The sequence below is a fragment of the Rothia sp. HMSC036D11 genome, assembly GCF_001814205.1.
GTDB classification, from domain to species: Bacteria; Actinomycetota; Actinomycetes; order Actinomycetales; family Micrococcaceae; genus Rothia; species Rothia dentocariosa.
Window position 1 is genome coordinate 151,889 of the sequence record NZ_KV815272.1, and the last position, 24,472, is coordinate 176,360.

The following is a 24,472-nucleotide window of genomic DNA, read 5'->3' on the forward strand; positions in this document are numbered from 1 at the left end:
ATTACTTCTTCTCGTCTTCGTCCTCGTCGATAACCTCGGCGTCTACCACATCTTCGTCATCTTCCTTGGCGGAAGAAGCGGAGTCTGCGTTAGCCTCTGCCTGCGCGGAAGCGTACAGAGCCTCGCCCAGCTTGGTCTGGGATGCCTGCAGCTTCTCAAGAGCGGACTTCACGGCATCGTCGTCATCGCCTTCAAGAGCCTTCTTGAGCTCATCGACATCGCCCTGGACCTCAGTCTTGACGTCTTCGGGCAGCTTCTCGCCATTCTCCTTCAAGAGCTTATCGACGGAGTATGCCACAGACTCTGCCGCGTTACGGGTGTCGGCTGCCTCGCGGCGTGCCTTATCCTGCTCTGCGTGAGCCTCAGCATCCTTGACCATGCGGTCAATGTCTTCCTTCGAGAGGGAGGTACCGCCGGTAATGGTCATGGACTGCTCAGCACCCGTGCCTTTGTCCTTTGCGGAGACGTGCACAATGCCGTTGGCGTCAATATCGAAGGTGACCTCAATCTGGGGTACGCCGCGCGGTGCGGGGGCAATACCGGTCAGCTCGAAGGTACCCAGGTTCTTGTTGTCGCGGGTGAATTCGCGCTCACCCTGGAACACCTGAATCGACACGGAAGGCTGGTTGTCTTCAGCGGTCGTGAAGGTCTCAGAACGCTTGGTCGGAATAGCGGTGTTGCGCTCGATCAGCTTGGTCATCACACCGCCCTTGGTTTCGATACCGAGGGACAGCGGGGTCACGTCGATCAGCAGAACGTCCTTACGGTCGCCCTTGAGCACGCCTGCCTGCAGGGCTGCACCCATTGCCACAACCTCATCGGGGTTAACACCCTTGTTGGGCTCACGACCGGTGAGTTCCTTCACCAGGTTAGCCACGGCGGGCATACGGGTGGAACCACCCACGAGCACGACCTCGGAAATATCCGAAACCTTGATGCCTGCTTCCTTAATAACGTCCTGGAAGGGCTTCTTGGTGCGTTCGAGCAGGTCGCTGGTGAGATCCTCAAACTTTGCGCGAGAGAGCTTCTCGTCTAGGTGGATCGGGCCTTCGGGGGTTACCGAGAGGTACTGCAGCGAAATGTTGGTGCTGGATGCGCTGGAGAGCTCCTTCTTAGCCTGCTCAGCTGCCTCCTGCAGACGCTGCAGAGCGATCTTGTCTTTGGAGAGGTCTGCACCGGTCTTGGACTTGACTTGCTCAAGCAGCCAATTCACAATGCGCTGATCCCAGTCGTCGCCGCCCAGACGGTTGTCGCCACTGGTTGCGCGCACCTGAATGGTGGAGAAGCCGTCTTCGTCCTTGCCAACTTCAAGCAGGGAGACATCGAAGGTACCGCCGCCAAGGTCGAAGACCAGAATCAGTTCGTCTTCTTTACCCTTATCCAGACCGTATGCCAGTGCAGCTGCGGTCGGCTCGTTCACGATACGCAGAACGTTCAGACCTGCGATTTCACCGGCTTCCTTGGTGGCCTGGCGCTCAGCGTCGTTGAAGTATGCGGGAACGGTGATAACCGCATCGGTCACCTTGTCGTTCAGGTATGCTTCAGCGTCGTTCTTGAGCTTCTGCAGAATACGTGCAGAAATTTCCTGCGGGGTGTATTTCTTGCCGTCAATTTCCGTTGTCCAGTCGGTGCCCATGTGGCGCTTGACGGACGAGATGGTGCGATCAACGTTAGTGACCGCCTGGCGCTTTGCTACGCTGCCCACCAGAACGTCGCCATCCTTGGAGAATGCGACCACGGAAGGGGTGGTGCGGGCGCCTTCAGCGTTAGGGATAACTTCCGGTTCGCCACCTTCAAGGGTAGATACGACCGAGTTAGTGGTGCCGAGGTCAATACCAACTGCACGTGCCATGTTTTGTACTCCTTAGTGTTATGCCCCGCTTCTTGGCGAGGCGGGTTCCTTGGTTAAATCTTCGGGGCGTAAGGGGTTTTTAGACCGAGCGCATGCACGAGAAGATGTGCTGGGATACTGCCCGGTGAGTGACCCCTTGAGCCTCATGTACTCAAGTTTTACACATGTTTGGGTGGATGTCAACAGACTTGAGTGAAAAAGACTCAACTTTTTGCAGCCTATACAGATAAGGCTTGAGACTGAGGGGGCAAAACCTGGTCAATCCACCCATTCATGGATGACAATGCCCCCTGCTTCAAACGCCGTTTTATACAAGCCCTTACATCCGGTACCATTAGACGAACACGGGGTGTATTACTCTAATTCACCCATGCAGCGGAGGAATTTTGAGGTTTTCAGCCCGAGAACATCGGGAAAATCTCAAGACATAGAGGGTACTGAAATATGATCAAGAATATTCGCGAACGGAACGAGTCGGTCAAGCCACACGATTTTGAGCTCAAGAAGCTACGAGCCGCGCTACCTGGGTATTTCGATAAAAACGGAAATTTTAAGCTCGATCGTCTTCAGGACACCCTACAAAGTAACGACGTAAACCTTACCAAAGAAGGCTACGAGCTCAAGTTTCTTGGAAAATCCTACGCGAAATATCTAACTTCCACAGAAACCGAAACAGTTATTGTCCCCGATCTCAAGCATAACGCTGAGCCCAAGAATAGGAACTCCGAAAACCTCTACATTGTGGGCGATAACCTTGACGCGCTCAAACATCTATTAGGATCCTACGCAGGCAAGGTGAAATGCATCTATATTGACCCACCCTACAACACGGGATCGGACGGCTTTGTTTACAACGACGATTTCGGCTTCACCCCTTCCCAACTCGTCAACAAGATCGGCATTTCTGAAGACGAGGCACAGCGAGTCTATGACCTACAAGGAAAATCCTCCCATTCTGCATGGCTAACCTTCATGTACCCTCGTCTACAGCTGGCAAAAGAATTACTTAGTGACGATGGTGTTATTTTTATTAGTATTGATGACAATGAATACATAAATTTAAAATCTACGTGCGATGAAATACTAGGAGAACAAAATTTCCAGGCAAGTGTTATTACTATAGCAAACCCTGGCGGTCGAGATTATAAAGATATTGCTATATCACATGAGTCTATACTGGTTTATGGGAAACATGATAATGTAACCATCGGCGAGATTCAGAAAAATATTTCCTTCCCATTGCAAGACAATAAAGGTGGATTTGAATTACGAGAATTAAGAAATAGGAATCCTAAGTTCAACAGGGCTAATCGCCCCAACCTTTATTATCCTATATATATAAACCCAAACTCGATGACTAAAGATGGTTATTGCGAGATAAGTAGTTCACCCAAAACATCCTTTTCGATCAAGGTATTTCCACAAAATAGCGTAGGCGTTGATAGCTGTTGGCGCTGGGGACAGGAAAAAGTAACTAAAAATATAGTGCCTGGCTCAGCGTTAGAATCTCAGGTTGTAGCGCGACAAAAACGGGATGGCGGCTGGAATATATACGAGAAAAACCGTCGATCAACAACCAAGGTTAAATCAGTATGGACAGAGAGCAACATGAGGACAGAAGATGGAACGCGAGAAGTTCGTTCCTTATTTGGCTCCTCTGTTTTTGATCACCCAAAGCCTCTTGCTTTGATAGAGCGCTGTATTGAAATAGGAAGTACCCCTGATTCACTCATATTAGATTTTTTCTCTGGATCTGGAACGACTGCGGAGGCAGTTTTAAAACTCAACTCTGAAGATACTGGAAATCGTAAATATATTATAGTGCAAATTCCTGAAGAAATTGATTCTTCAAAACCTGCCTATAAGGCAGGGTATCGTACTATTGATGAAATTGGGCGCGAACGCATCAAACGCGCCGCTGAGAAAATCAAATCTGAGACCAACGCAGACATTGACTATGGGTTCCGCCTATTCCGACTTGAAGAGCCCTCCGGTCAAGTTTTAAACGACCTTGAGAAATTCGACCCAGACCAGGCTGACGCCCTCTTCTCTGGTGATTATGTCTCAAAGTTCGACAACTTAGATCAGCAAGGGACACCTGGACACGATACGATCCTGACTACCTGGCTAGTCCAAGACGGTTACGGATTAACAGCCGACACGCGCCAGGTAGAACTGTCCGGATATTCTCTCGATGTTTGCGGGGATTCTGCCTATATTATCGAGCCAGGTCTAACAAACGACGATGTTAAGTCGTTGGTCACCATGATTGAAAATGGTAACCTCAATATCTCCCGCGTAGTTGTTTTTGGTTACTCCGTAGATTTTTCTGTCATGCACGATTTGAAGAATAATCTTTCAGACCTCAAATCAGGCAAATCCGTGACTATGTTTGAGAGGTTCTAAAAATTATGCAGATCAGACTTCAAACTCTCGACCACCAGCAACATGCGCTCACGGCATTAACACACGTCTTTCATGACGTGGGGATGGAGGTCGGATCCATCTTAGAAGCAAACCCTGCTTTCGACGTCTCCGACCCGCAAATAATTCATAACATTCGTGAATTACAAAATGGTGCCGTTGATGGCATAGAGGCAATCCCCTCTTCCTGGAGGCAAAGGGCCACTGACGACACTCACATATTGGGTATTGATATCAAAATGGAAACAGGTACCGGTAAAACCCTGGTCTATACCCAGTTTATGTACGAATTAAACCGGCTCTATGGTTTCACCAAATTCATTATCTTGGTACCTTCAACTCCCATCAGGGAGGGTACGCAATCTTTCATAACATCAGATTACGCCCGCCAATATTTTAATGATGTTTACGGAGGTCGTATCAATCTTCAACTAGATGTATTGGAATCCCAAAAGCGCTCCAAAGGGCGCAAAATGTTTCCCAATTCAATCGCTAACTTTGTACAGGCATCACGCCTTATAGAAGGACGTATTTCCGCACTCTTAATGACCGATAAAATGTTGCAATCCAAGGTGACAATGGGTGCAATATACGATCAGACCGTCTTGGGGATGTCTAGCAACCCCTACGAGGCACTACGTGAGACCCGGCCTATTGTTATTATTGATGAACCGCACCGGTTCCGCCGGGAAAATAAAGCTTATCAGACAATCGTAAATGAACTACAGCCCCAAGCGATCTTTCGCTTCGGGGCAACTTTTCCTGAGAAAGATCCTAAAGCAAAATTTAAAACCATAGATTATAACAATCTTATTTTTAACCTTGGGGCTGTTGAGGCTTTTAACAATCAACTGGTTAAGGGCGTTGCTATTCAATATCCAGAGGATACGGATCAAAAATCCACACGCTTACGTTTAACAAAAATTTCCAAATCTAAGCCAAAAACCGCTAACTTCGAGAACATTGATACCAAGAAAACCCTAACCTTGCACGTTGGTGATTCTCTCGCAGAAGCCAGCGGAGATTTTTCTGGAATCACGGTAGAAGGTATAGGCAAAACCGAAAATACTACCATTAAGTCAGGCGTTACTCTGTCTAACGGGCAGATTCTAGCTGCACGAGATATTATCACTGCACGGGTTTACTCAGACACCTACCAGGGGTTGATGATGAAGCGCGCGATAGATAATCATTTTGAAGCCGAATGGGAGAATTTTCAACGAATCACCAAAGTTAAGACCCTCACTCTATTCTTTATTGATTCCATTACCTCCTATCGTGGCGAAGATGGACCAGGACATCTACGTCTACGGTTTGAAGAGTTACTCAAGGACAAACTCAAACAAGAAATTGAGCGTCACAAACAAAAATCTTCTGGTTCAACGGTAAGGCGGCAATATGTAGAGTACTTACAAGCTTCACTAACGAATCTACAAGCCACTAATGGCGGATATTTCTCAGACGATAATTCTTCACGTGACGAAGATATTAAAAATGAAGTAGATAAAATTCTTCGCGATAAACAATCCTTGTTATCATTCACCAACTCGGATGGAACTCCCAACACCATGCGTTTTATTTTCTCTAAGTGGACTCTGCGTGAAGGATGGGATAATCCAAACGTTTTCCAGATCGTTAAACTACGTTCCTCGGGATCCGAGATCTCTAAGCTCCAGGAAGTAGGTCGCGGTCTACGTCTGCCGGTCGATGTTAATGGCACCCGTCTTTCCGATGAGCAGTTCTATCTCACGTACCTAGTCGATTACACAGAAAAATCTTTCGCCAATTCGCTAATTTCTGAAATTAATAATGATGCGAATAAACCAGAAGCACCTATCGTAGAACGTATCCCTGAGATTGCAAAAAATATGGGAATAACAGAAGAAGAATTAGCGGATAAACTACGAGACAGCGGTCTCATAAATTATAAATTCAATATAATCGAAGGTAAAGAAATCGAGTTCTATAAAATATTCCCAGAATTCAGCAAAGGAAGGGTTAACTCTGATAAAGTCCTGACTGAAAACGAAAATTCCAAGGTAGGTATCCGCAAAGATCGTTATTATGACCTGAAAGAGCTTTGGGAGACTGTCAATGCCAAGTACTACCTACAATTAGATAATCTCACAACAGAAGAAATTGATGAGTGTCTTGACGACATCTTAGGTAAAGATATTTATCGTCGCCAGCAGGGACGTATTACCCAAGACAGGCTCAATACTGATGGAAACAGGGAAGTCACTGTCACGTCTTCAACTAAAGACATTTTTGATATTCACGATACCCTGCCCTACAGCGAGTGGCTCAAACAGGTGCATCAACAAACGTACCTTCCTATCAGTCGAATTCATGCAGCACTCGTACGATATAACGCAAAGAAGGAACTATCTGATCTCTTCTTTAATAAAGGCACTCTGAGCGAGTTTGTTGCACAGTTTAATCTCTGGATGCAGGAGAATTTTATCAATAGGTTCTCTTATACTCGTATTGATGGCCCTGTAGGAAAGACTGCTCTCACTGATGTGGATGGTAAACCCCTCAAACATATTGTTCAAGGTAACGTCGGCATATACCGTGACCAGAACGCTGAGGTTCCCAACAAGTTCCTCTATGACGCTTTTATTTACGATTCGCCTAAGGAGCAGGAGAATATTCGTGACTCTGTCATGGATGAGATCGTGGTCTACGGGAAGATACCACGACGTTCTATCAGGGTGCCTATTTATTTTGGTGGTACTAGTAGCCCTGACTTCATGTATGTTCTCAAAACTAAAGACGGAAAGCTTTCGCTAAACTTTGTCATCGAAACTAAAGACTACAGCTCTGAGGGTGACCTGCGGCTAACGGAAAAGCGGCGTATTGAAGCTGCTCAAAAGTTCTTTGATTCCATCAAGGGTAACGAAGATATTCAGGTGAAGTTTGCTCCCCAACTCAAGCGTGATGGTATTCAGGAGATGCTTGAAAATGTACTTAGGACAACCCAACAGAATAGTCAGGATAATTTAGACCAATAATGCACTTTTGGGCGTATGGCCCACCCTCTCGGGTTGGGTAATACGCCCAATGCTACGTTATTCGTGGGGCCACAAAGATGGGAAGCAACTACTAGATGCTGAGTACGTATTACATAGGCTATGAGGGCATCAGGAAGAGTGCCCTCACCTGGCAGGGGCTACGTTGGGGGCTCGCGCAGGGATACATCAGCCGCGCGGATATTCTGCGGTATGCCTCCGACCGGCTGAAGGAAGACTCCAGCGACCTAGAATACGAGCTCTACCAGTGCAAACCCGACCACACCTACCGGATTGATGGGATTCTTGCCGAACTCGCGCGGCACGAAGACTCCCCTGAACTCACCGACCCTGAACCCGGAAGCCCCGACCCCCGCCACGCGCTCTGGCTGTACCTGCTACTCAAACATGTGTATGAGCACCGCAAGAACTTTGACGACCCGCTGGGCGAGGTAGAAATTCTTCACGCCGATTTTGGCTACCCCGAGGACGTGACCCCATTCGTGCGATACATGCCCCCGACCGACTATGACCCTTCAACATACACTCGCCAAGAGAACATCGACAGACTCTATGCTCTGTGGGAGGCGTACTTGCACGAGGCTAAAACCCGCTTTGAGGTGTAACAGCCAAAACTTGCCTGCCTATCTAGAAGAGTTTTTTGCATTCAGAAGCGATAAGCTCTTCTGAATGCAAAAAACTCTTCTGAATAGAAACGACGCTTCAGCAGGCAACCCTAATACCGCTGCCTTTCCTGTGCCGCTGGCATACACTTAAAACCATGTACCGCATCATGACTGTCTGCACCGGAAATATTTGCCGCTCCCCCGTGAGCGAGTACCTGATTCGTGAGCACGCGCGCCAGGCGGGGCTTGAGGTTGAGGTCGCGTCCTCCGCTATCACGGACTACGAAATCGGCAACCCCATCGACACCCGCGCCGGGCGCATACTCACCGCGCGTGGTATCGACCCCAGCAGGCACCGCGCATCCAGATTCGTTGCCGAAGACTTCGACCGCTACGACCTGATTCTGGCGATGGACACCCCGCACTACCTGCACCTGAAACAGCTTGCACGCACCGAGGATGACAAAGCCAAAATCCGTATGATGCGCTCCTTCGACCCCGCGATGGCGGGCAAAAACCTGGACGAGCTGGGCATCTACGACCCCTGGTACGGGCAGATGCGCGACTTCGAGTACACGACCGAGCTTATAGACACCGCGGCGCGGGCGCTGATCGCCGAGCTGAGCGCAACCTCGCAGGAAAACTAGCTCATGGGTGTGTGGAGCACAGGTTTCGGCAACGGCTACGAAACCAACGACGTTGAAGGAATCTTGGAATTCTGCCTGAAAACATACCGCGAACTCACCCTGCCGCCCACAGACGACTACGGAATGCCGCTCGATAACTCCACTTTCAGCGACGCCGCATTACCGATGCTCATCGGTATCGACGGGCGCAGCGGAAGCGGCAAAACAAGGCTCTCCGAGCTCCTAGAGCAGTCCTTATCTGCCGAAGGAATCGGTGTGCGCGTGCTCAACCTCGACTCCATCTACCCCGGCTGGGACGGGCTGGAAGAAGGCACGAAAACGTGGCAGAAAATCTCGCGGAACCTGCGCAAAGGCAAACCCGCCAGCTACCGAGAATGGGACTGGCACGCGGATGCGCCCGGCCCCGAACGCACGATTGACCCCGCCCAGGAGACCGTCATCATTTGTGAGGGTGTGGGGGCGGTCGCCGGTACCTGCGATGTTCGCATCGTGGTGAAGGCACCCGACGAACTGCGGTACAGGCGGGCGATAGACCGCGACGGCGAGATGTACCGCCCGCACTGGGAACGCTGGGCGGCGCAGGAAGAAGCCCTCTTCGCCACATATTCCGCCACGTATACGCAGGCGGACCTCATCTACCGCACGGCGTAGCCCTCTGCCCTGCTGTTTGCTGTGCCCGTGCTTACCCTCCCCTGATACAAAGAACCTTGTTCGTGAATGAAGAGTTATAAATCCCGCTTTACGAACAAGGCTTTTTTATGTGCCCGGCGGCGGCAAAAAAGTTTAGCGCACACGCCACTTACGCCGGATGCGCGCATCCGCTAGACTAGAAAAGTTGCGTTTCCAGCCGGGTGTATTCGGCGCCGTTACGCGTTTATAAACCTAGAAAGCACTCTACCCGTGTCTTCGTCACAGACTACTTCTCAGCAGGGTTATGAGCACCCTGATCATGTTAAAGTTTCCTTCGGTATTCCTGCCCCCGTTATCGTCACCCTTGCCGCGCTGACCGCTATCGCTCCGCTGGGTATCGACATGTACCTGGCTTCGCTGCCTACGGTTGCCCGCGAGCTCAACACCACCGATGCCGCCGCATCTATGACCCTCAGCGCCTTCATGATAGGCATGGCACTCGGGCAGCTTATGATCGGCCCGCTCTCCGATAAAACCGGCCGCCGCAAACCGCTTCTGATCGGTGCCGTAGTCTGCTTTATTGCGACCGCACTGTGCGGATTCTCGCCCAGCATTGAGGTCTTCATTGCGGCGCGTTTCCTCATGGGCTTCAGCGGTGCTATCGGCGCAGTACTCGCCCGCTCGATCGTTGCAGACACCACCAAGGGGCTGGCAACCGCCAAGCTCATGGGCGTCATGATGATGATTAACGGGTTTGCCCCCGTGCTGGCGCCGCTCTTCGGCGGGTGGGTACTGTCGTGGGGCACGTGGCGCAATATTTTCCATGTGCTCACCGTAGTGACCGCGCTGCTCATGCTCGCCGTGATTTTCCTTCTGCGCGAGACTCTTCCCGCTGAAAAACGGTACAAAGGCACCGCACTGAGTGTCTACTCCGAAATTCCGAAAGTGTTCAAAATCCGCCGTTACATGGGCTTTTCCCTCACCATGTGCTTTGCCTTCGGCGCAATGTTCTCGTATATTTCGGGATCCACCTTCGTTCTCCAGAATATTCTGGGTCTCAACGCCGGGCAGTTTACTCTCGCCTTCGGGGTGAATTCCCTCGGCATTGTGGCAATGAGCTCGCTGGCAACCGCGCTGGTTGGTCGTATCGGTCAGCGTGTGATCGTCAATATCGGCGTGATTTCTCTTCTGACGGTCTCAAGTCTGCTGACTATCTCATTCGCGCTGGGTATTTCACTGTGGCCCACCCTGATTCTGCTGTTCTGCCTCACCTGCTCGGTGGGTCTGATTTTTGGTAACTCCTCGGCGCTGGCGCTGAACGAGGCGCGCCATATGGCGGGCAGCGCATCCGCCGTGATGGGCACGATTCAGGCGCTTCTGGGCGGACTTGCCGCGCCCTTGGTTTCACTGGGCGGTGAGGGTTCCTATATGCCGATGGCGTTCTCAATTCTGGGCTTCGCACTGATGACCGCGCTGGTGCTCTTCACAACCCCGCGTAAGGATGCCGACTATGCGGCAGACGGTGGCGAAGGTGGGCGCTAACGCTTCGCATCGAGCATGTTAAGACGTTGATACCCAAGAAGCGGGTTTTTGCCGAAAAGATGAAGAAATATCATCATTTTCGAGCAGAAACCCGCTTCTCCTCGTAATCGCCCTAGCTGCTGGTATTCTGATAAATCCTAAGATTTTAAGGAGGCTGACCGTGAGCCCCGACGAAAACCTCACAAGTGCAGAGATCATCGAACGGTTCAACCACTTCTACGACTGCTGGCTGGATTCGATCACCGTAACCTATGCAAATGGAACAGCTGTTCGTCTGCGATTCTGCGCGGTGGACTGGAACCATGTAGACGGCGGCTGGGAGAAAGCCGCTAACGACGACGTCTGGCGGCACGTCACCGTAACCCTGACAAATATTTCGGACTACCGGGTGCAAGGCCCGTTCATCAGCATATGCAGCGGAGTTCATACTCTCGAACGGGACGGCAAAATCGGGCTCGACATCGAAGGGTACAACGACAACCCCGAAACCTTCGAGGACATCGCCGAGGCAGACATATACTTTATCGCCGAAAACGCCACCTGGGAGCTGGGCCCGCTCGGCGTGCACTGCTGTGAGGGCACGTGAGCCACTACACTGGAAACATGACTAGTTCCGTAATGCTCCTAAATTCAGAGAACCCGCAAGGCGTTTCCGTAGACCCCACCCAACCGCTTATCGGCGTGGAAGACCAAGGATTTACCCGTGGCGACGGCGTTTTTGAGACCATGCTCGCCGTTGATCGGCGGGTGCGAAAACTTGATATGCACCTCGCCCGACTCGAATCTTCGGCGCGTATGCTCGACCTGCCCGAACCTGATCTACACCAGCTTCGGGATGCGCTGGCGAACCTCCTCGACCAGGCCGTGCCCGGCGCCCACACGGAACTCGGCGAGGAGCATATCGTCAAAATCATTATCTCGCGCGGGCTGCCGCATGCCTCTGTGGGAATGCCCGCCGGACCATACACCCTGCTCATCGCATCCCCTGTGCCCGAAACTACCGTGAACCAGCGGCAGAACGGCGTGAAGGCCATGCTGCTGCCGCGCGGGCACGACCCCGCCGACAACACCGCATACCCCTGGCTGCTGGCGGGCGCGAAAACCCTCTCATATGCGGTCAATATGGCGGTTTTACGGTATGTGCACAGCCGGGGCGCGGACGACGCGATTTTTATGACCGACAACCGCCGCATTCTGGAGGGGGCAACCTCGTCGGTGCTGATGGCGCGTATCGAAAACGGTGTAAAGACGCTGTACACCCCCGAACCGAACCACGGAATCCTGCCCGGTACCACGCAGGGCGCTATTTTTGAGGCGGCACGGCGCGACGGCTGGGAACTGGGATACGGTCCGCTGTACCCGCAGGATCTTTTCGAGTCAGATGGGGTGTGGCTCGCCTCCTCGGTGCGTCTGCTCGCCCCCGTCACACACCTGAACGGTACGGCGTTAGCGCACGATGCGCAGCTCACGCACCGGTTCTTGGAATACCTGGCACAGGGCTAAAGTACAGGGTTAGCGGCGCAAGGCTGATACTTGCGCCGCGCCTTTAACCCGGTATTTTCGGGGTTGAAAAATATAGCGGCAACTTCGATGCGGCTACTGCCACAAGAAGCGCAGAGTTCCCAGCCCCAACGAAACCCCGTAGGCGCACGCCACGATCACGGCGGCGGCAACCGCAACATACGCATCACGCCGGGAATAGGCGGGCACGCGTGCCCAGGAGCGTTTGCCGGTGCCGAAACCACGCGCCTCCATCGTGACCGCAAGGCGCGAACCACGGCGAATTGCCTGTACCATGAGCGCGAAGGCCTGCCCTGCACCGGTTTTGATGCGCCCGAGCGGGCCCTGACCCGCACCCAGCCCGCGTGCACGCCGCGCCTGCCCCAGCGTATTCCACTCCCCAAATAGGATGCCGACAAGGCGTAACGCCGCCAAAGCGGCAAGTACAAAACGGGCGGGCAGGCGGAAAGTTTGGGCAAGCGAATCGCCCAGGTCGGTTGGGTCTGTTGAGAGCACAAATGCGAAGGTCGGCAGAATCATCGCCAGGGAACGAATCATCATCGAAAACGCCGCCGCGAGTGACCCTTCCGTGATGGTGTTCAGCCCAAAATCGAGCAGTACGGCACCGGTTTTATTAACAAGGATCGCCACACTCCAGCCGGTGGTCAGCACCGCGATCAGGATAGGCCAGCTGCGCGCCAGCAGGTTCACAGGTCGAAACCCGACCGCAATAAACCCCAGCAGCTCCAGCCCAAAGATGATAGCCGCGGTTACCGGGTCTTGAATGAGGATTGCCGCAAGAACCAGCACGCCCGCAACCACTAATTTGACGCCCGCGTTAAGCCCGCCAAACCAGCTGTTGCGCTCGGCACTCGGCCCGAAAAAATCGGTATTCATACGCTACTTCCCTTCCTGAAGGCCCCGGTCTGCGGGCTCATGCGGCAGACTTTCGAGCGTGATGCTCCGCCCGCCCAAAGCCGCCGTAAATTCGAGATCGTGGGTCACCGAGATCACCGCAACCCCCTCAGCAAGAAGCCCGCGAATCAGGCGCACCAGTTCGCCCCAGGTGCTCGCATCCTGCCCAAAGGTCGGTTCGTCAAGAATCAGCACGCGCGGCGCCGTCGCCAAAGCAGATGCAACCGACAGCCGGCGTTTTTGCCCGCCCGAAAGCGTGAACGGGTTGGCATCTAAGAGTCCGTCTAAACGCAAGCGTTCGGCGAGGGATGCGGTGGCGGCGGCGAGCGCATCCTCATCAATTTTTTCGCGGCGCAGGGCGGCGAGGCGGCGCGGCCCGAGTTCGAGTTCTTCGCGCACACTGCCGCGCACGAATTGGTATTCGGGCTCTTGGAAAACGTAGCCGATGCGCCCGAGCAGCTGGGCGGGAGTCCAGGAGGGAATATCCCAGCTGGCGGCTGTTTTCTCGCGGGTGAGGGAGCTTTCTGCCGTTGGGTTTTGGTCGAACTCGCGCAGTGCTTCGTGGGCGTGCAGGGTTCCGTTGGGGGCGTAGAGAAGCCCGGCGAGAGTGAGTGCGAGGGTTGATTTTCCGGCGCCGTTGGGGCCGAGAATGCTCAGGTGCTCGCCTTCTCGAATGCTCAGGTTAATGCCCCCGCGCAGGGTAGGAATATCCAGGGGTACGGATGCGGGTTCCGGCATGGTTTTGAGCTGTCGCCGGCGTGCCCGTAACTGTTTCTTGCTCGGGAATTCCCGCGTAATCGCAAGGTTTTCGGCGCTTAGGAGTATTCGCCCGCTCGGTACCGCAGCGGCGGCGGGTTCGGGAATATACCCGGGCACCCACACGCCGTTGGCGATGAGGGTTTCGCGGGCTTGGGCGAGCACAGTTTCGGGCGCGCCGTCGTGGGTGATGCCTCCATCGGCACCGAGCACGATAACGCGGTCCATATGCTGCGCCCACACGCCCACCCGGTGTTCGACGACGATCAGGGTGGCACCGGTTGCCGTGACCGCCTGCACCACGGCATCGCGCACCTGCTGAACGCCCTCGGGGTCGAGGTTCGCGGTGGGTTCGTCAAGCAGAATGGCGCGCGGGTGCATCGCCAGGATTCCGGCGAGCCCCAGGCGTTGTTTCTGCCCACCCGAAAGCGCATTCGTGGGATGCTCATGCGGCAGGTAGTCGAGCCCGACGGCGGCGAGCGCATCATCAACGCGCGCCCAGATTTCTTCGCGTGCGACCGCAAGATTTTCGGGGCCGAAGGCTACGTCATCGCCCACGCGGGCGAGCACGACCGATGATTCTGGGTCTTGCTGCATGAGCCCGATGAGTCCGCGAGCGTCTTCGGGGTCTACGCCGTCGATGCGCGCGCTACCGCTTTGGCTCTGCCCGTCGTGATCGTGCAGCACCCCGGCGATAGCGTGCAGGAGCGTTGATTTTCCTGCGCCGGAGGGCCCCAGCAGCAGTACTTTCTGCCCGGGTTCGATGCGCAGGTTCACGTTCGAGAACGCGGGTTTTTCGCGCCCGGGGTGGTGCCAACCGAAGTTGTGAAGGTCGATTGCGGCACCGCGGGCGGGCGCATCGGGGGCGGTACTGTGGGGTTCGGTCATGGTTGCATCCTGGGTTGCGGATGGTTCAGGATGTTCCGTGTTTGAGGGTTTGAGCGTTGAGATAGGCTGTGACATACGCCGCCTGCCCGTTATCCGCGTGCGGTACGTGCCTGCACGCCGGAGGCTAGCGAGGCGAGTACCCCGGTTTTAGCGAGCGCTTTCGTGAGTCCCCAGGAGAGTACCCCGGCGAGCACAATTCCTGAGACGACCGCGCATACCACGTAGATGACGGCTTTGAAGATTTCCATGTCTGGGTAGTAGATGATGATTTCGTTGACGCCCATGAAGAGCCCGCTCAGTGCGCCCGCGAAGGCTGCTGTGCTGAGGTTCCAGACGCGGTACCCGAACACGGCGAAAGCGATTTCAGCGCCAATTCCCTGGAAGAATCCGGCGATGAGGATTGATTGGCTCCAGGCGCCTCCGGTGAGGAATACGGAGATGACGGCGGCGACGATTTCGCAGTAGAGCGCAGCGCCGGGCTTGCGGATAAGGTACCCGCCGAGCACACCGGCGAGCAGCCACATACCGGCGACGATGGGTCGGTATTCGGGAACCACCGCGAAGAGCGTTTTAGTGGCGGGGTCTACGGCAATATCCCAGATCCAGAAGATTACCGCGCAGGCGGCGGCGACCACAGAGACGATGACGATTTCATTGACCCGCCAGCTGAGGCGAGATTTTTGAGACATATTTTCCTCCCATGATTGGAAGGGGAACATCCACACCCGTTGCGGGTGGGGTGTTGAGAAAACATATTTCGACTCCCTACGCCGGTACTAACCGGATCAGGTTCGAGGGTCTGCGTTGCACTCTCAGCGCCCGTCTGCGGCGCTCCCCTGTCGTGTTGCTTCGAGAGTTCGAAGCTTATAAACGTTTACATTCTATGCTGTATGAGTCGTTTTCTGTGAGTTCGTTGAGTTTTTGAATCGGTTTATGACAAGAACGTGTGGCAGGTCGGTAATATGATTCCTTGATTTGCCGCTGGTATACGCCTTTCAGACCCGCAATACTGTGCTTTTTCTCACGTTCTAGAGTTTTTACCCCGATTTTTCGTGTATACGCGCGTTAAAACAGGTCATGTTCTCTGCATCTGAGCCGCAAAGCCGATAGGCTAGGGATAGTCACTTCTGATTTTTGAGGAGAAGATATGAACCCCGTAGCAAAGATTGCTATCACCGGTGCCAATATGGCCGCCGCCGCCCTGACAAGCAAAGGTCTTGGCGCAGCATGGAAGCGTGTGACCGGTAACGAACCTCCTACCATCGGTCCCGAGTCCGAAGACACTCTGCGCAATGTTATTGTGTGGACCGTCATCACCTCCGTGGTGGGTGCTCTGGTAAGCGTCGGTATTGCCCGCGCACAGCGCCGTTTCTTCTCATAATTTCACGGTGTAATTTGGGTGGATGCGCCGCCCCAGCAGTCTTCACACTGCAGCGGTGTGCGCATCCTTTCCGATGTGCTGAATAGTCTGCCCGTTCAGAAGAGAATAAGGCGCTCGGCACGCTGGGAGGCGATGCCTACGGCAGTGCCGCCGGGGTAAGCTACAAGACCAGCACCAGATTGAGGGCGCCTAGCTGCGTCTTACACGAAAGTGAACACATCCGTTATGACTAGACGCATTCCCGACCACAGTACCAGCCGTCGTTCGGTTGCCTCTTGGGTGCTGTGGGATGTCGGCTCGTCGAGCTTCGACACCATCATGATGACCTTTATTTTTACGGTCTATCTCACCAGCTCTTACTTCGGCTCAACCGAGGATGCATCGGCGGCACTGTCACTGGGATTGACCGTTGCCGGGTTCTGTATTGCCTTTTTCGCTCCGGTTTCGGGCCAGCGCGCCGATAAATCCGGCAAAGGTATTTTCTGGTTAGGTGTTAATACGCTTTCTCTGGTGGCGTTCTCTGGACTGTGTTTTTTCGTATTTCCCGATGAAGCGCATCTGTGGCTGGGCGTGATTCTCGTATCTGCGGCGAGCGTATTCAGCGAATTTGCGGTCGTGAATTACAACGCTATACTTCCACGCATTTCAACCCCGAATAATATCGGTAAAATCTCTGGGATCGGTTGGTCGGCGGGGTATGTGGGCGGCCTAGTGGCCCTAATTATCGTGTTGTGGGGCTTCGTACTTGAGCCTAACGGGCTGCACCTGAGCACCGATAACGCCTTCAATATTCGCGCAGTGGCGCTGTTTTCTGCCCTATGGTGCCTGATCTTCTGCACGCCTTTGCTAATTCGGATGCGCCGCCGCGAACGGGTGCTCCCGGAGGTCCTTCCCACAGGCGAACTCAGGTTCTTAGAACGCGGCTTAGCCAGGCTTTCTCCGGCACGCCAAGGCGGTCTTTTTGCAGCCTACAAGGAGCTGTGGCGCACCATTATGCGGCTGCGCACCACGGCACCGCAAACCCTTTATTTCCTGTGTGCCAGCGCTATCTTCCGCGATGGTTTAGCCGGTATCTTCACCTTCGGCGGCGTGTTGGCGGCTGGGTCCTTCGGGTTCAGCACCTCGGATGTCATTATTTTTGGTGTTGCCGCCAACGGTGTTGCCGCCGTAGGCGCAGTGCTGGGCGGGTACCTAGATGACTATCTGGGGCCCAAAAAGATTATTATTTTCTCACTGGTGGCCATCCTAATCGCCGCCGTACCCCTACTCTTGTTCCCCTACCCCATGACCTTCTGGATTTGCGCACTCATTCTCGCCCTCTTCGTGGGGCCCGCGCAGTCCTCGTCGCGTACCTTCTTGGCGCGCATCGCCGATCCCGGTACGGAAGGTGAGCTCTTCGGGCTGTATTCGACGACCGGGCGTGCAACCAGCTTCTTGGCACCCATGCTGTTCGGGCTGTTTGTCACGATTTTCAACGCCCAGGTGTGGGGTATTGTCGGCATTATGATCGTGGTGTTGGCGGGCCTGCTCATGACCCTGCCGTTAGAATCGCCACAAGCGCTTCACCTGCGCAAGGCACGCCGCGCCGAAAAGAAAGCGGCCAAGGCGGCGCAGCGGTAGTTCTTTACTCGCCCCCCTTGACCTACGAGTCTTACCCCGCGAGCAGATAGCGGATTGCTATCTGCTCGCGTATTTATTGGGTTTTTAGTTCGAGTCTTCTTCGGTATACAGCGGGTCGTCTACGGTGCGCATCGTGAGTATGCCGCTTTCAGACAGCTGCTCAACAACCTGGCGATGCGCATCCTCGGGCAGCCCCTCAAACAACTCACGCATGACTTCGTAGTGCTCCCGCACCGTCAGCTCGTGAGCGGCGTTAATCCAACACTCCGCCGCGAATGCGGAAAGCTCATCCAGTGAATCTCCGTGATGCAGCAGGAATCTTTCTCCATCCACCAAGTACCCGACGGTACCGAACATGCGCTGAAGAACCTGCGTGCCGTTAGGGTATACGTTCGGCAAGCGGTCGTGCACCTCAAAGGTCTCGTGCTCGTCCACTCTCTCGGAGTTCGGGAGCACAGCATTCTCGGCGAGAAGTTCACGCACGAGCGGCTCAATATCTTCAACCTCGGAATACACCAGCCGCCATACGCCGCCGCACTGCTCAAACAGGCGAATAATCGAGAGCACACCCTCGGGGTTGAGCGCCACGCCGGAGGTCTGCTCGGCAATCGACATGAGCGCATCCCCCAGGCTCACACGCTCAAGATAGGGTTTCGTGGGCTCATCGGTGCGCCCCACCATGACGACGCGAGCGGCTGTATAGCTCGTATCCTCACAGTCCGCCGCGTTCAGACCCAGATCCACAGGGTTGCGCTGTTCCTTCGGCTCGTCATCAGAGACTACCAGCGACAGCGGCTTTGGGTAGGGGTAAATCTCGCGGTCGGCGCCCACGATCGTGGTTTCGTCCGTAAGATAGGTGAACTTCTTCCCCAGATACTGCGCGGCAGTCGTCTTCCCCCGCCCCGAAGCACCCACCAGCACCAGCGCGCGCTTCGTAGCGGGGTCGCCAATGGCGGCAGCGTGCAGCATGGTGCGCTTACCCGCCAACTGCTGAATCATAGCAACCGTCAGATTAGACGTCAGAGTCTCCAACGCCTGCTTCTCGTTCTGAATATTAAGAATCTGCAGAATCCCGAACGGGTTCACCAGGTCGGGGTGCTCGTCAAACAGATTCACACTCCCGTCCGTGAGCACAATAGCGTGCGCCACAGACTGGGTTGCCTCAAGGGCATCATGCACACTATCGAAGAGGCGCGGGGCTAGACTCCCCCAGGTCTGTACGATCTGCTCGCGCAGCGCATCGGGAACACCGGGACCAAAAATAACCTTCAGATCGGCACCGGCAGGGCTTAAAGCCATTGTCTTGAACGACAAGGTATCTCCTTGAAAAAATCATGCGGACGGCGACTAGTCGCCAGATTTCTCAACGGGGATCTCTGTACGGTGAAAGTTCAGGTAGCTGCGCGATGCGGTCGGCCCGCGCTGCCCCTGGTAGCGGTTTCCGTATGCGCCGGAACCATACGGATGCTCAGTCTCGCTTGTGAGCCGGAAGAAACACAGCTGACCGACCTTAGACCCGGGCCACAGCATGACCGGCAGGGTCGCCATATTAGACAGTTCCAGGGTCACGTGCCCTGAAAAACCGGGGTCAATGAACCCTGCGGTTGAGTGGGTCAAAAGCCCCAAACGCCCGAGTGAAGACTTACCTTCCAGGCGAGCCGCCACATCCGCAGGCAGGGTCACCTGTTCGTAGGTGGAACCGAGCACGAACTCGCCAGGATGCAGAATAAAAGGCTCGTCGGGGGCAACTTCCACCAGACGAGTCAGTTCTTCCTGCTCCTGCGACGGGTCAATATGCGGGTACTTATGGTTGTCAAACAGACGGAAAAAGCGGTCGATGCGCACATCGACGCTCGCCGGCTGAATCATCGAATCGTCAAACGGCTCAAGTACGATACGGCCGTCAGCAATTTCTCGTCGAATATCGCGGTCTGAAATAAGCACACTCTAAGGATACCGACTCCAGACTCCATACTTCACCATTGCTCAAAAAGAACAGCCGACAAGTCAAAAATAAAAATCTGCGGCAAAGTGTGCGAACCGAGGCAGCACACGCTACACTAGGTTAAGTCCGATCACGGATGCGCGGCTGTAGCTCAATGGTAGAGCGCACGCTTCCCAAGCCTGATACGCGGGTTCGATTCCCGTCAGCCGCTCTCATAAACCCCTAGCTTCTGTTAGGGGTTTTCGTGTGCCCAATTTTAGACGGGAATCGCTTCCAGGCGCGGATTTGGCACCTCGCCCGCTCGGAATCCGCACCCTCCAGCCCGTCAGCCGCTCTTAAATGCTCTGGTATTTGCCAGGGCTTTTTTATTTTCCTCAGCTAGCCCCGCGAGCAGGTGGTTTTTGACCCGAGCAGGTAGTATTTTCCTACCTTTTCGGTCAAAAACTACCTGCTTGCGGATTCAGGCAGCATGTCATAGCAATAAAAACGCCGCCAAGAACCGCGATAAAGGTTGTGTGCTAGCCTGAGTGGGAAACATCTGCGTGTGCCGCATCGTCGCAAAATCACCGCAACACCCGCGTGAGCACGCAGGAAACACTACTTTCACAGTCGAATCGTGGTCCCATGACAACCAGTAATACCGCTGAAACTGCCACACCTTTAGACCTTTCGCTGTATCTGGTCACCGGCGAAAACCCCGTCGAAACGGTGCGGCGGGCACGGCACGCCACCTGCATACAGGTGCGTTCCAAGCCCATCAGCGCCCGCGACCTGTATGCCCTTGCCGAAGAGATCGCGCGCATCGCACTCCCCCACCAGAAGATACTCATCGACGACCGGGCGGATGTTGCCCTCGCCCTGCGCGCTCGCGGGGTGCGCATCGACGGGGTACATATAGGTCAAGACGATCTGCCCGTCGCCGATGCCCGCCGTCTGCTGGGCGAGCACGCCATTATTGGTCTCACCACCGGCACTCGCGAGCTTGTTGAGCGCGCCAACACCGTTGCGCACCTGATCGACTACATTGGTGCTGGGCCGTTCCGCCCTTCCCCGACCAAAGCCTCAAACCGCCCGCCGCTGGGTATTGAAGGGCTGCGTGAACTTGCCGAGCTCTCGGAGGTTCCAGTGGTCGCCATCGGCGATATTTGGCCCCAGGACTGCCCGAGCATCCGCGAAACAGGGGTTGCCGGGGTTGCAATGGCGCGCGCCTTCGTGGAAAACCCGGAATTGCAAGCATAATCATGGCAGAAGTTATTACCGTGGTGGGCGGCGGAATTATTGGGCTGACCACCGCCTTTGAGCTTACCGAACACGGCCAGCGGGTGCGCATCTATGACCCAACCCCCGGCGAGCGCGGCACGGGTGCCAGCTATTTTGCGGGTGGAATGCTCGCACCTATTGCCGAAGTGCAGTTTCAACAGGATGCACTTTTCCCACTAATGACCGCCAGCGCGAATGCGTACCCTTCGCTCATGCGCAGGCTCTCTGCGGTAACGGACGCCCCCACCGGCTACGATACGACCGGCACGTTGGTGGTGGCGAGTGACCGTGCGGATGCGGCGCATCTGCGCGATGTTTCTGAGTATTACCATTCGCTCAACCGCAGTGCCGGGGCCATTCCCGTGAGCCGGGCGCGCGCCCTGGAACCTGCACTTACCCCGGATTTGGCGGGTGCGGCGTTGATTGAGGGCGATCATCAGCTGGCGCCTCGGCTGTTTTTGCAGGCTCTCGTGAAGGCGTTGAGGGCGCGCGGGGTCGAGTTTGTGCGTGAGCGTGTGACTGACCCGGATTTTGGGGATATTGTGTGCACCGGTTTGGGCGCGGCGGGGAAGTATCCACTGCGACCGGTTTATGGCGATATTCTGCGTTTGCAGGCGCCGCATCCGCTGGTGGAGCACGTAGTGCGCGGGTTCGTGAACGGGCGGCCCGTTTATGTGATTCCACGGCCTGGCGGTGAGGTGTGTATCGGTGCGACAAGCCGCGAGGACACGCGCACACGCCCCGGTGTGGACGGCGTGTATCAGCTGCTCAAAGATGCGATTCGGGTGGTTCCTGCGGTGGAAGAATGCGAGCTCATTGAGGCGAATGTGGGGGTGCGCCCCGGAACTCCGGATGATCTGCCGATCTTTGGCTATTGCATAACGGCGACCGGGCGGCGGCAGCTGATCTCGAACGGGTATTTTCGGCACGGAATTTTACTGGCGGCTCTCGCTGGGAAAGCCGGTGCGGAGGTGTTTTTGGGCGGGGATATTCCGCCGGAGTTTGCGCCCTGCTCGCCGAAGAGGTTTGAGCGCTGATACGCGATTTGCTAGTACATACCGCCAGTTTGTGCACTAACAACGAGAGGAATAATCCATGAAAATAACCTATAACGGCACATTATTAGACATTTCTGCCACGAATCTTGAGGTGCTGATTCTTCAGCAGGCGGGCACCGATCAGGGTGTCGCTGTCGCACTCGATGGTGCTGTGGTGCCGCGTTCACGGTGGGCGAGTACCGAAGTGCCCGAGGGCGCTAGGGTCGATGCGCTGACCGCAGTTCAGGGCGGGTAGAAGCCATGATTATTGCTGAGAAAGAGTTCTCATCCCGGCTCATTATGGGTTCCGGGGGCGCCACCAGCATGGACCTGCTCGAAAAAGCTTTGGTCGCATCCGGTACCGAGATGACCACGGTCGCGATGCGCAGGCACGCCTCGGGTACCCCTATTTTTCCGCTTCTGACCAGGCTAAATATTGCGCCTCTACCTAATACGGCGGGGTGCCGTACCGCACGCGATACCGTTATCACCGCCCGGCTTGCGCGCGAAGCCCTGGGCACGAACTGGGTTAAGGTTGAGGTGATTAGCGATGAAGATACCCTGCTGCCGGATGTGTGCGAGACCGTGACCGCCTGCGAAACGCTGGTGGCGGAAGGGTTCACGGTCATGGCGTACACCTCTGATGACCCGGTGATCGCCAAACGTTTAGAGGATGTGGGAGTCGCGGCGGTCATGCCGCTCGGCTCCCCCATCGGCACGGGGCTGGGCATTTTGAACCCGCACAATATTGAGCTGATTTGCTCCCGCGCCACGGTTCCGGTGCTGCTGGATGCGGGGGTTGGCACCGCCTCAGACGCCGCGTTTGCTATGGAACTGGGCTGCTCGGGTGTGCTGTTGGCCTCGGCGGTCAACCGTGCGCAGGACCCGGTGGCGATGGCGCAAGCCATGAAAGCCGCCGTTGAGGCAGGCTATCTGGCGCGAGGCGCGGGCAGGATTCCCCAGCGCGAGCACGCGAAGGCTTCCTCCCCGGCGGAGGGTCTGGTGTCATGGATGTGACCTCGCATGATCGCCCTTCGGTGCCTGATACACCGCAGATTCTAGCGCCGGAGAGCCCTGCTCAAGCGCAGGATCTCGAAGCAGAGCGTATATCGCGGCAGGATCGTCTGCCCGGTTTCGACCAGAAGGCGGTCGCCAATGCGCATGTGCTCGTTATCGGTGCGGGCGGTCTGGGGTGCCCGGTGGTGCAGGCGCTCGCCGCCGCCGGGGTCGGGTCGATTGCGCTCGTCGATCACGATGTGATTGAGCTGTCGAATCTGCAGCGCCAGCCGTTGTTCGGGATCGCCGATTGCGGCCGGGCGAAGGCTGAGGTTGCCGCGCATCGTGCCCGCGAGATTGCCCCGGCGCTGAGGGTGACGGTGTATCGGCGGTACCTGGAGGCATCCTGGATTCTTGACCTGCTCGCCGATGAGAACCCTGCGGTGATCGTCGATTGTACCGATACCTTTGCGACTAAATATTTGATTGCCGATGCCGCCGAGATAACCGGTATTCCGCTGGTGTGGGGGTCGGTGCTGCGGTATCAGGGCAGCGTGAGCGTCTTCCGCTCAGGGTCGGCACATCTGCGTGATCTGTTCCCTACAACTCCGGAAACCTTGGAATCCTGCGCCGAGGCCGGGGTGCTGGGCGCTACCACGGCGGTGATTGGTTCGCTCATGGCGACGGAAACGCTCAAGTTCCTGGCGGGGCTGCCCACGCTTGAGGGGCAGCTGCTCACCTACGAGGCGTTGAGTGGTACCTTCCAGAATTTTGCGCTCTCCCCTGACCCGGAGCGGGCATCCGTGACGGATTTAAGCGCCTACAAACTGCCGAAAATTCTGCTGGATGTGCGCGAGCAGAGCGAACGCGAAACCCAGGTGAAGCACCCGGATTCCCTGCACCTTCCTCTGTCTGTAGCTACCGAGGATGCGGTGCGCGCCATGTTGAAGCCGCTCGCCGGGGAGCGCGTGGGTGTGTTTTGCAAGTCTGGGGCACGCGCAGCGAAGTTTATAAAGGATTGGGATGCGGTTGCGGAAGAATACAATATAACACTGATTGGAATTTAGCATTTATATTTTATATTACTAAAAAGGCTCTTCATAGCAAATCTATTTTATTTACTATCAAGAATCTTTTAAGTGTATAACAATATTGAATAAATTATAGATAGCTTTCATGCATACTTTATTGGATTAAAACTATGGTTGCAATCCTCCGATAATTAATTTTAGGGTGGAAATGCAGGAATTATCCGCAGTGCAGACGAAAGGATGCATTATGTCACTCGAAAACACCAATCTTTCTCGCCGTAAGCTCCTCAAAGCAAGTGCTATAGGTGTTCCCGCCGCAGGCGTACTCGCCTTCGGCTCCACCCTCGTAACCGCAACCTCCGCCAACGCTATTGAAACCGACGGCTGGTGGGGTTCCGAGACCTCATCCGG

22 protein-coding genes, 1 tRNA gene and 1 riboswitch are annotated in these 24,472 nt (G+C 55.1%); of the genes, 17 read left to right on the forward strand and 6 right to left on the reverse strand.

Annotated elements, in window-relative coordinates; all coding sequences use genetic code 11:
- Nucleotide 1: 1 nt before the first annotated feature.
- Complete coding sequence (gene dnaK / locus HMPREF2958_RS00630) at nucleotides 2-1,852, reverse strand: molecular chaperone DnaK (protein WP_070695822.1); 1,851 nt, start codon at nucleotides 1,850-1,852, stop codon at nucleotides 2-4.
- A gap of 444 nt (nucleotides 1,853-2,296) precedes the next feature.
- On the opposite strand from dnaK, the gene HMPREF2958_RS00635 reads away from it, so the two are divergent.
- From HMPREF2958_RS00635 to HMPREF2958_RS00670, 8 genes are all read left to right on the forward strand, one after another.
- On the forward strand, nucleotides 2,297-4,258 hold the full coding sequence (locus HMPREF2958_RS00635) for a site-specific DNA-methyltransferase (protein ID WP_070695823.1): 1,962 nt from the start codon (nucleotides 2,297-2,299) through the stop codon (nucleotides 4,256-4,258).
- 5 nt (nucleotides 4,259-4,263) lie between these two features.
- The gene (locus HMPREF2958_RS00640; protein WP_070695824.1) at nucleotides 4,264-7,290 is read left to right on the forward strand and encodes a type III restriction-modification system endonuclease; all 3,027 of its coding nucleotides are present in this window, start codon (nucleotides 4,264-4,266) and stop codon (nucleotides 7,288-7,290) included.
- Between the two features lie 95 nt (nucleotides 7,291-7,385).
- Nucleotides 7,386-7,913 (forward strand): DUF2247 family protein, encoded by a 528-nt coding sequence (locus HMPREF2958_RS00645; protein WP_070695825.1) that lies wholly within the window; start codon nucleotides 7,386-7,388, stop codon nucleotides 7,911-7,913.
- A gap of 167 nt (nucleotides 7,914-8,080) precedes the next feature.
- Entirely contained in the window at nucleotides 8,081-8,560 is a 480-nt protein-coding gene (locus HMPREF2958_RS00650; RefSeq protein ID WP_256370910.1) for a low molecular weight protein-tyrosine-phosphatase, read from the forward strand.
- A 3-nt stretch (nucleotides 8,561-8,563) separates the two neighbouring features.
- A complete protein-coding gene (locus HMPREF2958_RS00655; protein ID WP_246827965.1) occupies nucleotides 8,564-9,211 on the forward strand; it encodes a nucleoside/nucleotide kinase family protein in 648 nt (215 codons plus the stop codon).
- A 249-nt stretch (nucleotides 9,212-9,460) separates the two neighbouring features.
- Nucleotides 9,461-10,732, forward strand: coding sequence for a multidrug effflux MFS transporter (locus tag HMPREF2958_RS00660; protein ID WP_083313664.1), 1,272 nt, complete (start codon nucleotides 9,461-9,463; stop codon nucleotides 10,730-10,732).
- A 160-nt stretch (nucleotides 10,733-10,892) separates the two neighbouring features.
- Entirely contained in the window at nucleotides 10,893-11,318 is a 426-nt protein-coding gene (locus HMPREF2958_RS00665; RefSeq protein ID WP_070695827.1) for a regucalcin, read from the forward strand.
- Between the two features lie 17 nt (nucleotides 11,319-11,335).
- Entirely contained in the window at nucleotides 11,336-12,235 is a 900-nt protein-coding gene (locus tag HMPREF2958_RS00670; protein WP_070695828.1) for an aminotransferase class IV, read from the forward strand.
- 93 nt (nucleotides 12,236-12,328) lie between these two features.
- Here the strand turns inward: HMPREF2958_RS00670 and HMPREF2958_RS00675 are convergent, their stop codons facing one another.
- From HMPREF2958_RS00675 to HMPREF2958_RS00685, 3 genes are all read right to left on the reverse strand, one after another.
- Nucleotides 12,329-13,129 carry an energy-coupling factor transporter transmembrane component T family protein gene (locus tag HMPREF2958_RS00675; protein WP_048751261.1) on the reverse strand — a complete coding sequence of 267 codons (801 nt, stop codon included), beginning with the start codon at nucleotides 13,127-13,129 and terminating at the stop codon, nucleotides 12,329-12,331.
- Between the two features lie 3 nt (nucleotides 13,130-13,132).
- Nucleotides 13,133-14,791, reverse strand: coding sequence for an ABC transporter ATP-binding protein (locus HMPREF2958_RS00680; protein ID WP_070695865.1), 1,659 nt, complete (start codon nucleotides 14,789-14,791; stop codon nucleotides 13,133-13,135).
- Between the two features lie 89 nt (nucleotides 14,792-14,880).
- Complete coding sequence (locus HMPREF2958_RS00685; protein WP_141755767.1) at nucleotides 14,881-15,480, reverse strand: ECF transporter S component; 600 nt, start codon at nucleotides 15,478-15,480, stop codon at nucleotides 14,881-14,883.
- A gap of 56 nt (nucleotides 15,481-15,536) precedes the next feature.
- A riboswitch (TPP riboswitch) is annotated at nucleotides 15,537-15,639 on the reverse strand.
- Between the two features lie 299 nt (nucleotides 15,640-15,938).
- Here HMPREF2958_RS00685 and HMPREF2958_RS00690 point away from each other — a divergent pair.
- Both HMPREF2958_RS00690 and HMPREF2958_RS00695 read left to right on the forward strand, forming a co-directional pair.
- Nucleotides 15,939-16,172 carry a DUF4235 domain-containing protein gene (locus HMPREF2958_RS00690; protein ID WP_004006001.1) on the forward strand — a complete coding sequence of 78 codons (234 nt, stop codon included), beginning with the start codon at nucleotides 15,939-15,941 and terminating at the stop codon, nucleotides 16,170-16,172.
- Nucleotides 16,173-16,397: 225 nt separating this feature from the next.
- Nucleotides 16,398-17,792 carry an MFS transporter gene (locus tag HMPREF2958_RS00695; RefSeq protein ID WP_037231806.1) on the forward strand — a complete coding sequence of 465 codons (1,395 nt, stop codon included), beginning with the start codon at nucleotides 16,398-16,400 and terminating at the stop codon, nucleotides 17,790-17,792.
- Between the two features lie 84 nt (nucleotides 17,793-17,876).
- On the opposite strand, the gene HMPREF2958_RS00700 is transcribed toward HMPREF2958_RS00695, so the two are convergent.
- Complete coding sequence (locus HMPREF2958_RS00700; RefSeq protein ID WP_246827966.1) at nucleotides 17,877-19,106, reverse strand: hypothetical protein; 1,230 nt, start codon at nucleotides 19,104-19,106, stop codon at nucleotides 17,877-17,879.
- Between the two features lie 33 nt (nucleotides 19,107-19,139).
- Complete coding sequence (gene dcd, locus HMPREF2958_RS00705) at nucleotides 19,140-19,736, reverse strand: dCTP deaminase (protein ID WP_004005998.1); 597 nt, start codon at nucleotides 19,734-19,736, stop codon at nucleotides 19,140-19,142.
- 141 nt (nucleotides 19,737-19,877) lie between these two features.
- On the opposite strand from dcd, the gene HMPREF2958_RS00710 reads away from it, so the two are divergent.
- From HMPREF2958_RS00710 to HMPREF2958_RS11230, 7 genes are all read left to right on the forward strand, one after another.
- Nucleotides 19,878-19,948, forward strand: a tRNA-Gly gene (locus HMPREF2958_RS00710).
- Between the two features lie 413 nt (nucleotides 19,949-20,361).
- A complete protein-coding gene (locus HMPREF2958_RS00715; RefSeq protein WP_070695831.1) occupies nucleotides 20,362-20,976 on the forward strand; it encodes a thiamine phosphate synthase in 615 nt (204 codons plus the stop codon).
- Nucleotides 20,977-20,978: 2 nt separating this feature from the next.
- Nucleotides 20,979-22,034, forward strand: coding sequence for a glycine oxidase ThiO (gene thiO / locus HMPREF2958_RS00720; RefSeq protein WP_070695832.1), 1,056 nt, complete (start codon nucleotides 20,979-20,981; stop codon nucleotides 22,032-22,034).
- A 58-nt stretch (nucleotides 22,035-22,092) separates the two neighbouring features.
- Nucleotides 22,093-22,290, forward strand: coding sequence for a sulfur carrier protein ThiS (thiS, locus tag HMPREF2958_RS00725; protein ID WP_070695833.1), 198 nt, complete (start codon nucleotides 22,093-22,095; stop codon nucleotides 22,288-22,290).
- Between the two features lie 5 nt (nucleotides 22,291-22,295).
- On the forward strand, nucleotides 22,296-23,051 hold the full coding sequence (locus HMPREF2958_RS00730; protein WP_070695834.1) for a thiazole synthase: 756 nt from the start codon (nucleotides 22,296-22,298) through the stop codon (nucleotides 23,049-23,051).
- Complete coding sequence (locus HMPREF2958_RS00735) at nucleotides 23,042-24,097, forward strand: ThiF family adenylyltransferase (RefSeq protein WP_070695835.1); 1,056 nt, start codon at nucleotides 23,042-23,044, stop codon at nucleotides 24,095-24,097. Before HMPREF2958_RS00730 ends, HMPREF2958_RS00735 begins: the two co-directional genes overlap by 10 nt.
- 211 nt (nucleotides 24,098-24,308) lie before the next feature.
- The coding region (locus HMPREF2958_RS11230) for a twin-arginine translocation signal domain-containing protein (protein WP_141755771.1) at nucleotides 24,309-24,472 on the forward strand (164 nt) is incomplete at its 3' end.

Excerpts from the sequence above, each read along its gene's own strand:
- dnaK (WP_070695822.1), bottom strand. The coding sequence starts at position 1,852 with ATGGCACGTGCAGTTGGTATTGACCTCGGCACCACTAACTCGGTCGTA.
- HMPREF2958_RS00635 (WP_070695823.1), top strand. The coding sequence starts at position 2,297 with ATGATCAAGAATATTCGCGAACGGAACGAGTCGGTCAAGCCACACGAT.
- HMPREF2958_RS00640 (WP_070695824.1), top strand. The coding sequence starts at position 4,264 with ATGCAGATCAGACTTCAAACTCTCGACCACCAGCAACATGCGCTCACG.
- HMPREF2958_RS00645 (WP_070695825.1), top strand. The coding sequence starts at position 7,386 with ATGCTGAGTACGTATTACATAGGCTATGAGGGCATCAGGAAGAGTGCC.
- HMPREF2958_RS00650 (WP_256370910.1), top strand. The coding sequence starts at position 8,081 with ATGACTGTCTGCACCGGAAATATTTGCCGCTCCCCCGTGAGCGAGTAC.
- HMPREF2958_RS00655 (WP_246827965.1), top strand. The coding sequence starts at position 8,564 with ATGGGTGTGTGGAGCACAGGTTTCGGCAACGGCTACGAAACCAACGAC.
- HMPREF2958_RS00670 (WP_070695828.1), top strand. The coding sequence starts at position 11,336 with ATGACTAGTTCCGTAATGCTCCTAAATTCAGAGAACCCGCAAGGCGTT.
- HMPREF2958_RS00675 (WP_048751261.1), bottom strand. The coding sequence starts at position 13,129 with ATGAATACCGATTTTTTCGGGCCGAGTGCCGAGCGCAACAGCTGGTTT.
- HMPREF2958_RS00680 (WP_070695865.1), bottom strand. The coding sequence starts at position 14,791 with ATGACCGAACCCCACAGTACCGCCCCCGATGCGCCCGCCCGCGGTGCC.
- HMPREF2958_RS00685 (WP_141755767.1), bottom strand. The coding sequence starts at position 15,480 with ATGTCTCAAAAATCTCGCCTCAGCTGGCGGGTCAATGAAATCGTCATC.
- HMPREF2958_RS00690 (WP_004006001.1), top strand. The coding sequence starts at position 15,939 with ATGAACCCCGTAGCAAAGATTGCTATCACCGGTGCCAATATGGCCGCC.
- HMPREF2958_RS00695 (WP_037231806.1), top strand. The coding sequence starts at position 16,398 with ATGACTAGACGCATTCCCGACCACAGTACCAGCCGTCGTTCGGTTGCC.
- HMPREF2958_RS00715 (WP_070695831.1), top strand. The coding sequence starts at position 20,362 with ATGACAACCAGTAATACCGCTGAAACTGCCACACCTTTAGACCTTTCG.
- thiO (WP_070695832.1), top strand. The coding sequence starts at position 20,979 with ATGGCAGAAGTTATTACCGTGGTGGGCGGCGGAATTATTGGGCTGACC.
- thiS (WP_070695833.1), top strand. The coding sequence starts at position 22,093 with ATGAAAATAACCTATAACGGCACATTATTAGACATTTCTGCCACGAAT.
- HMPREF2958_RS00730 (WP_070695834.1), top strand. The coding sequence starts at position 22,296 with ATGATTATTGCTGAGAAAGAGTTCTCATCCCGGCTCATTATGGGTTCC.
- HMPREF2958_RS00735 (WP_070695835.1), top strand. The coding sequence starts at position 23,042 with ATGGATGTGACCTCGCATGATCGCCCTTCGGTGCCTGATACACCGCAG.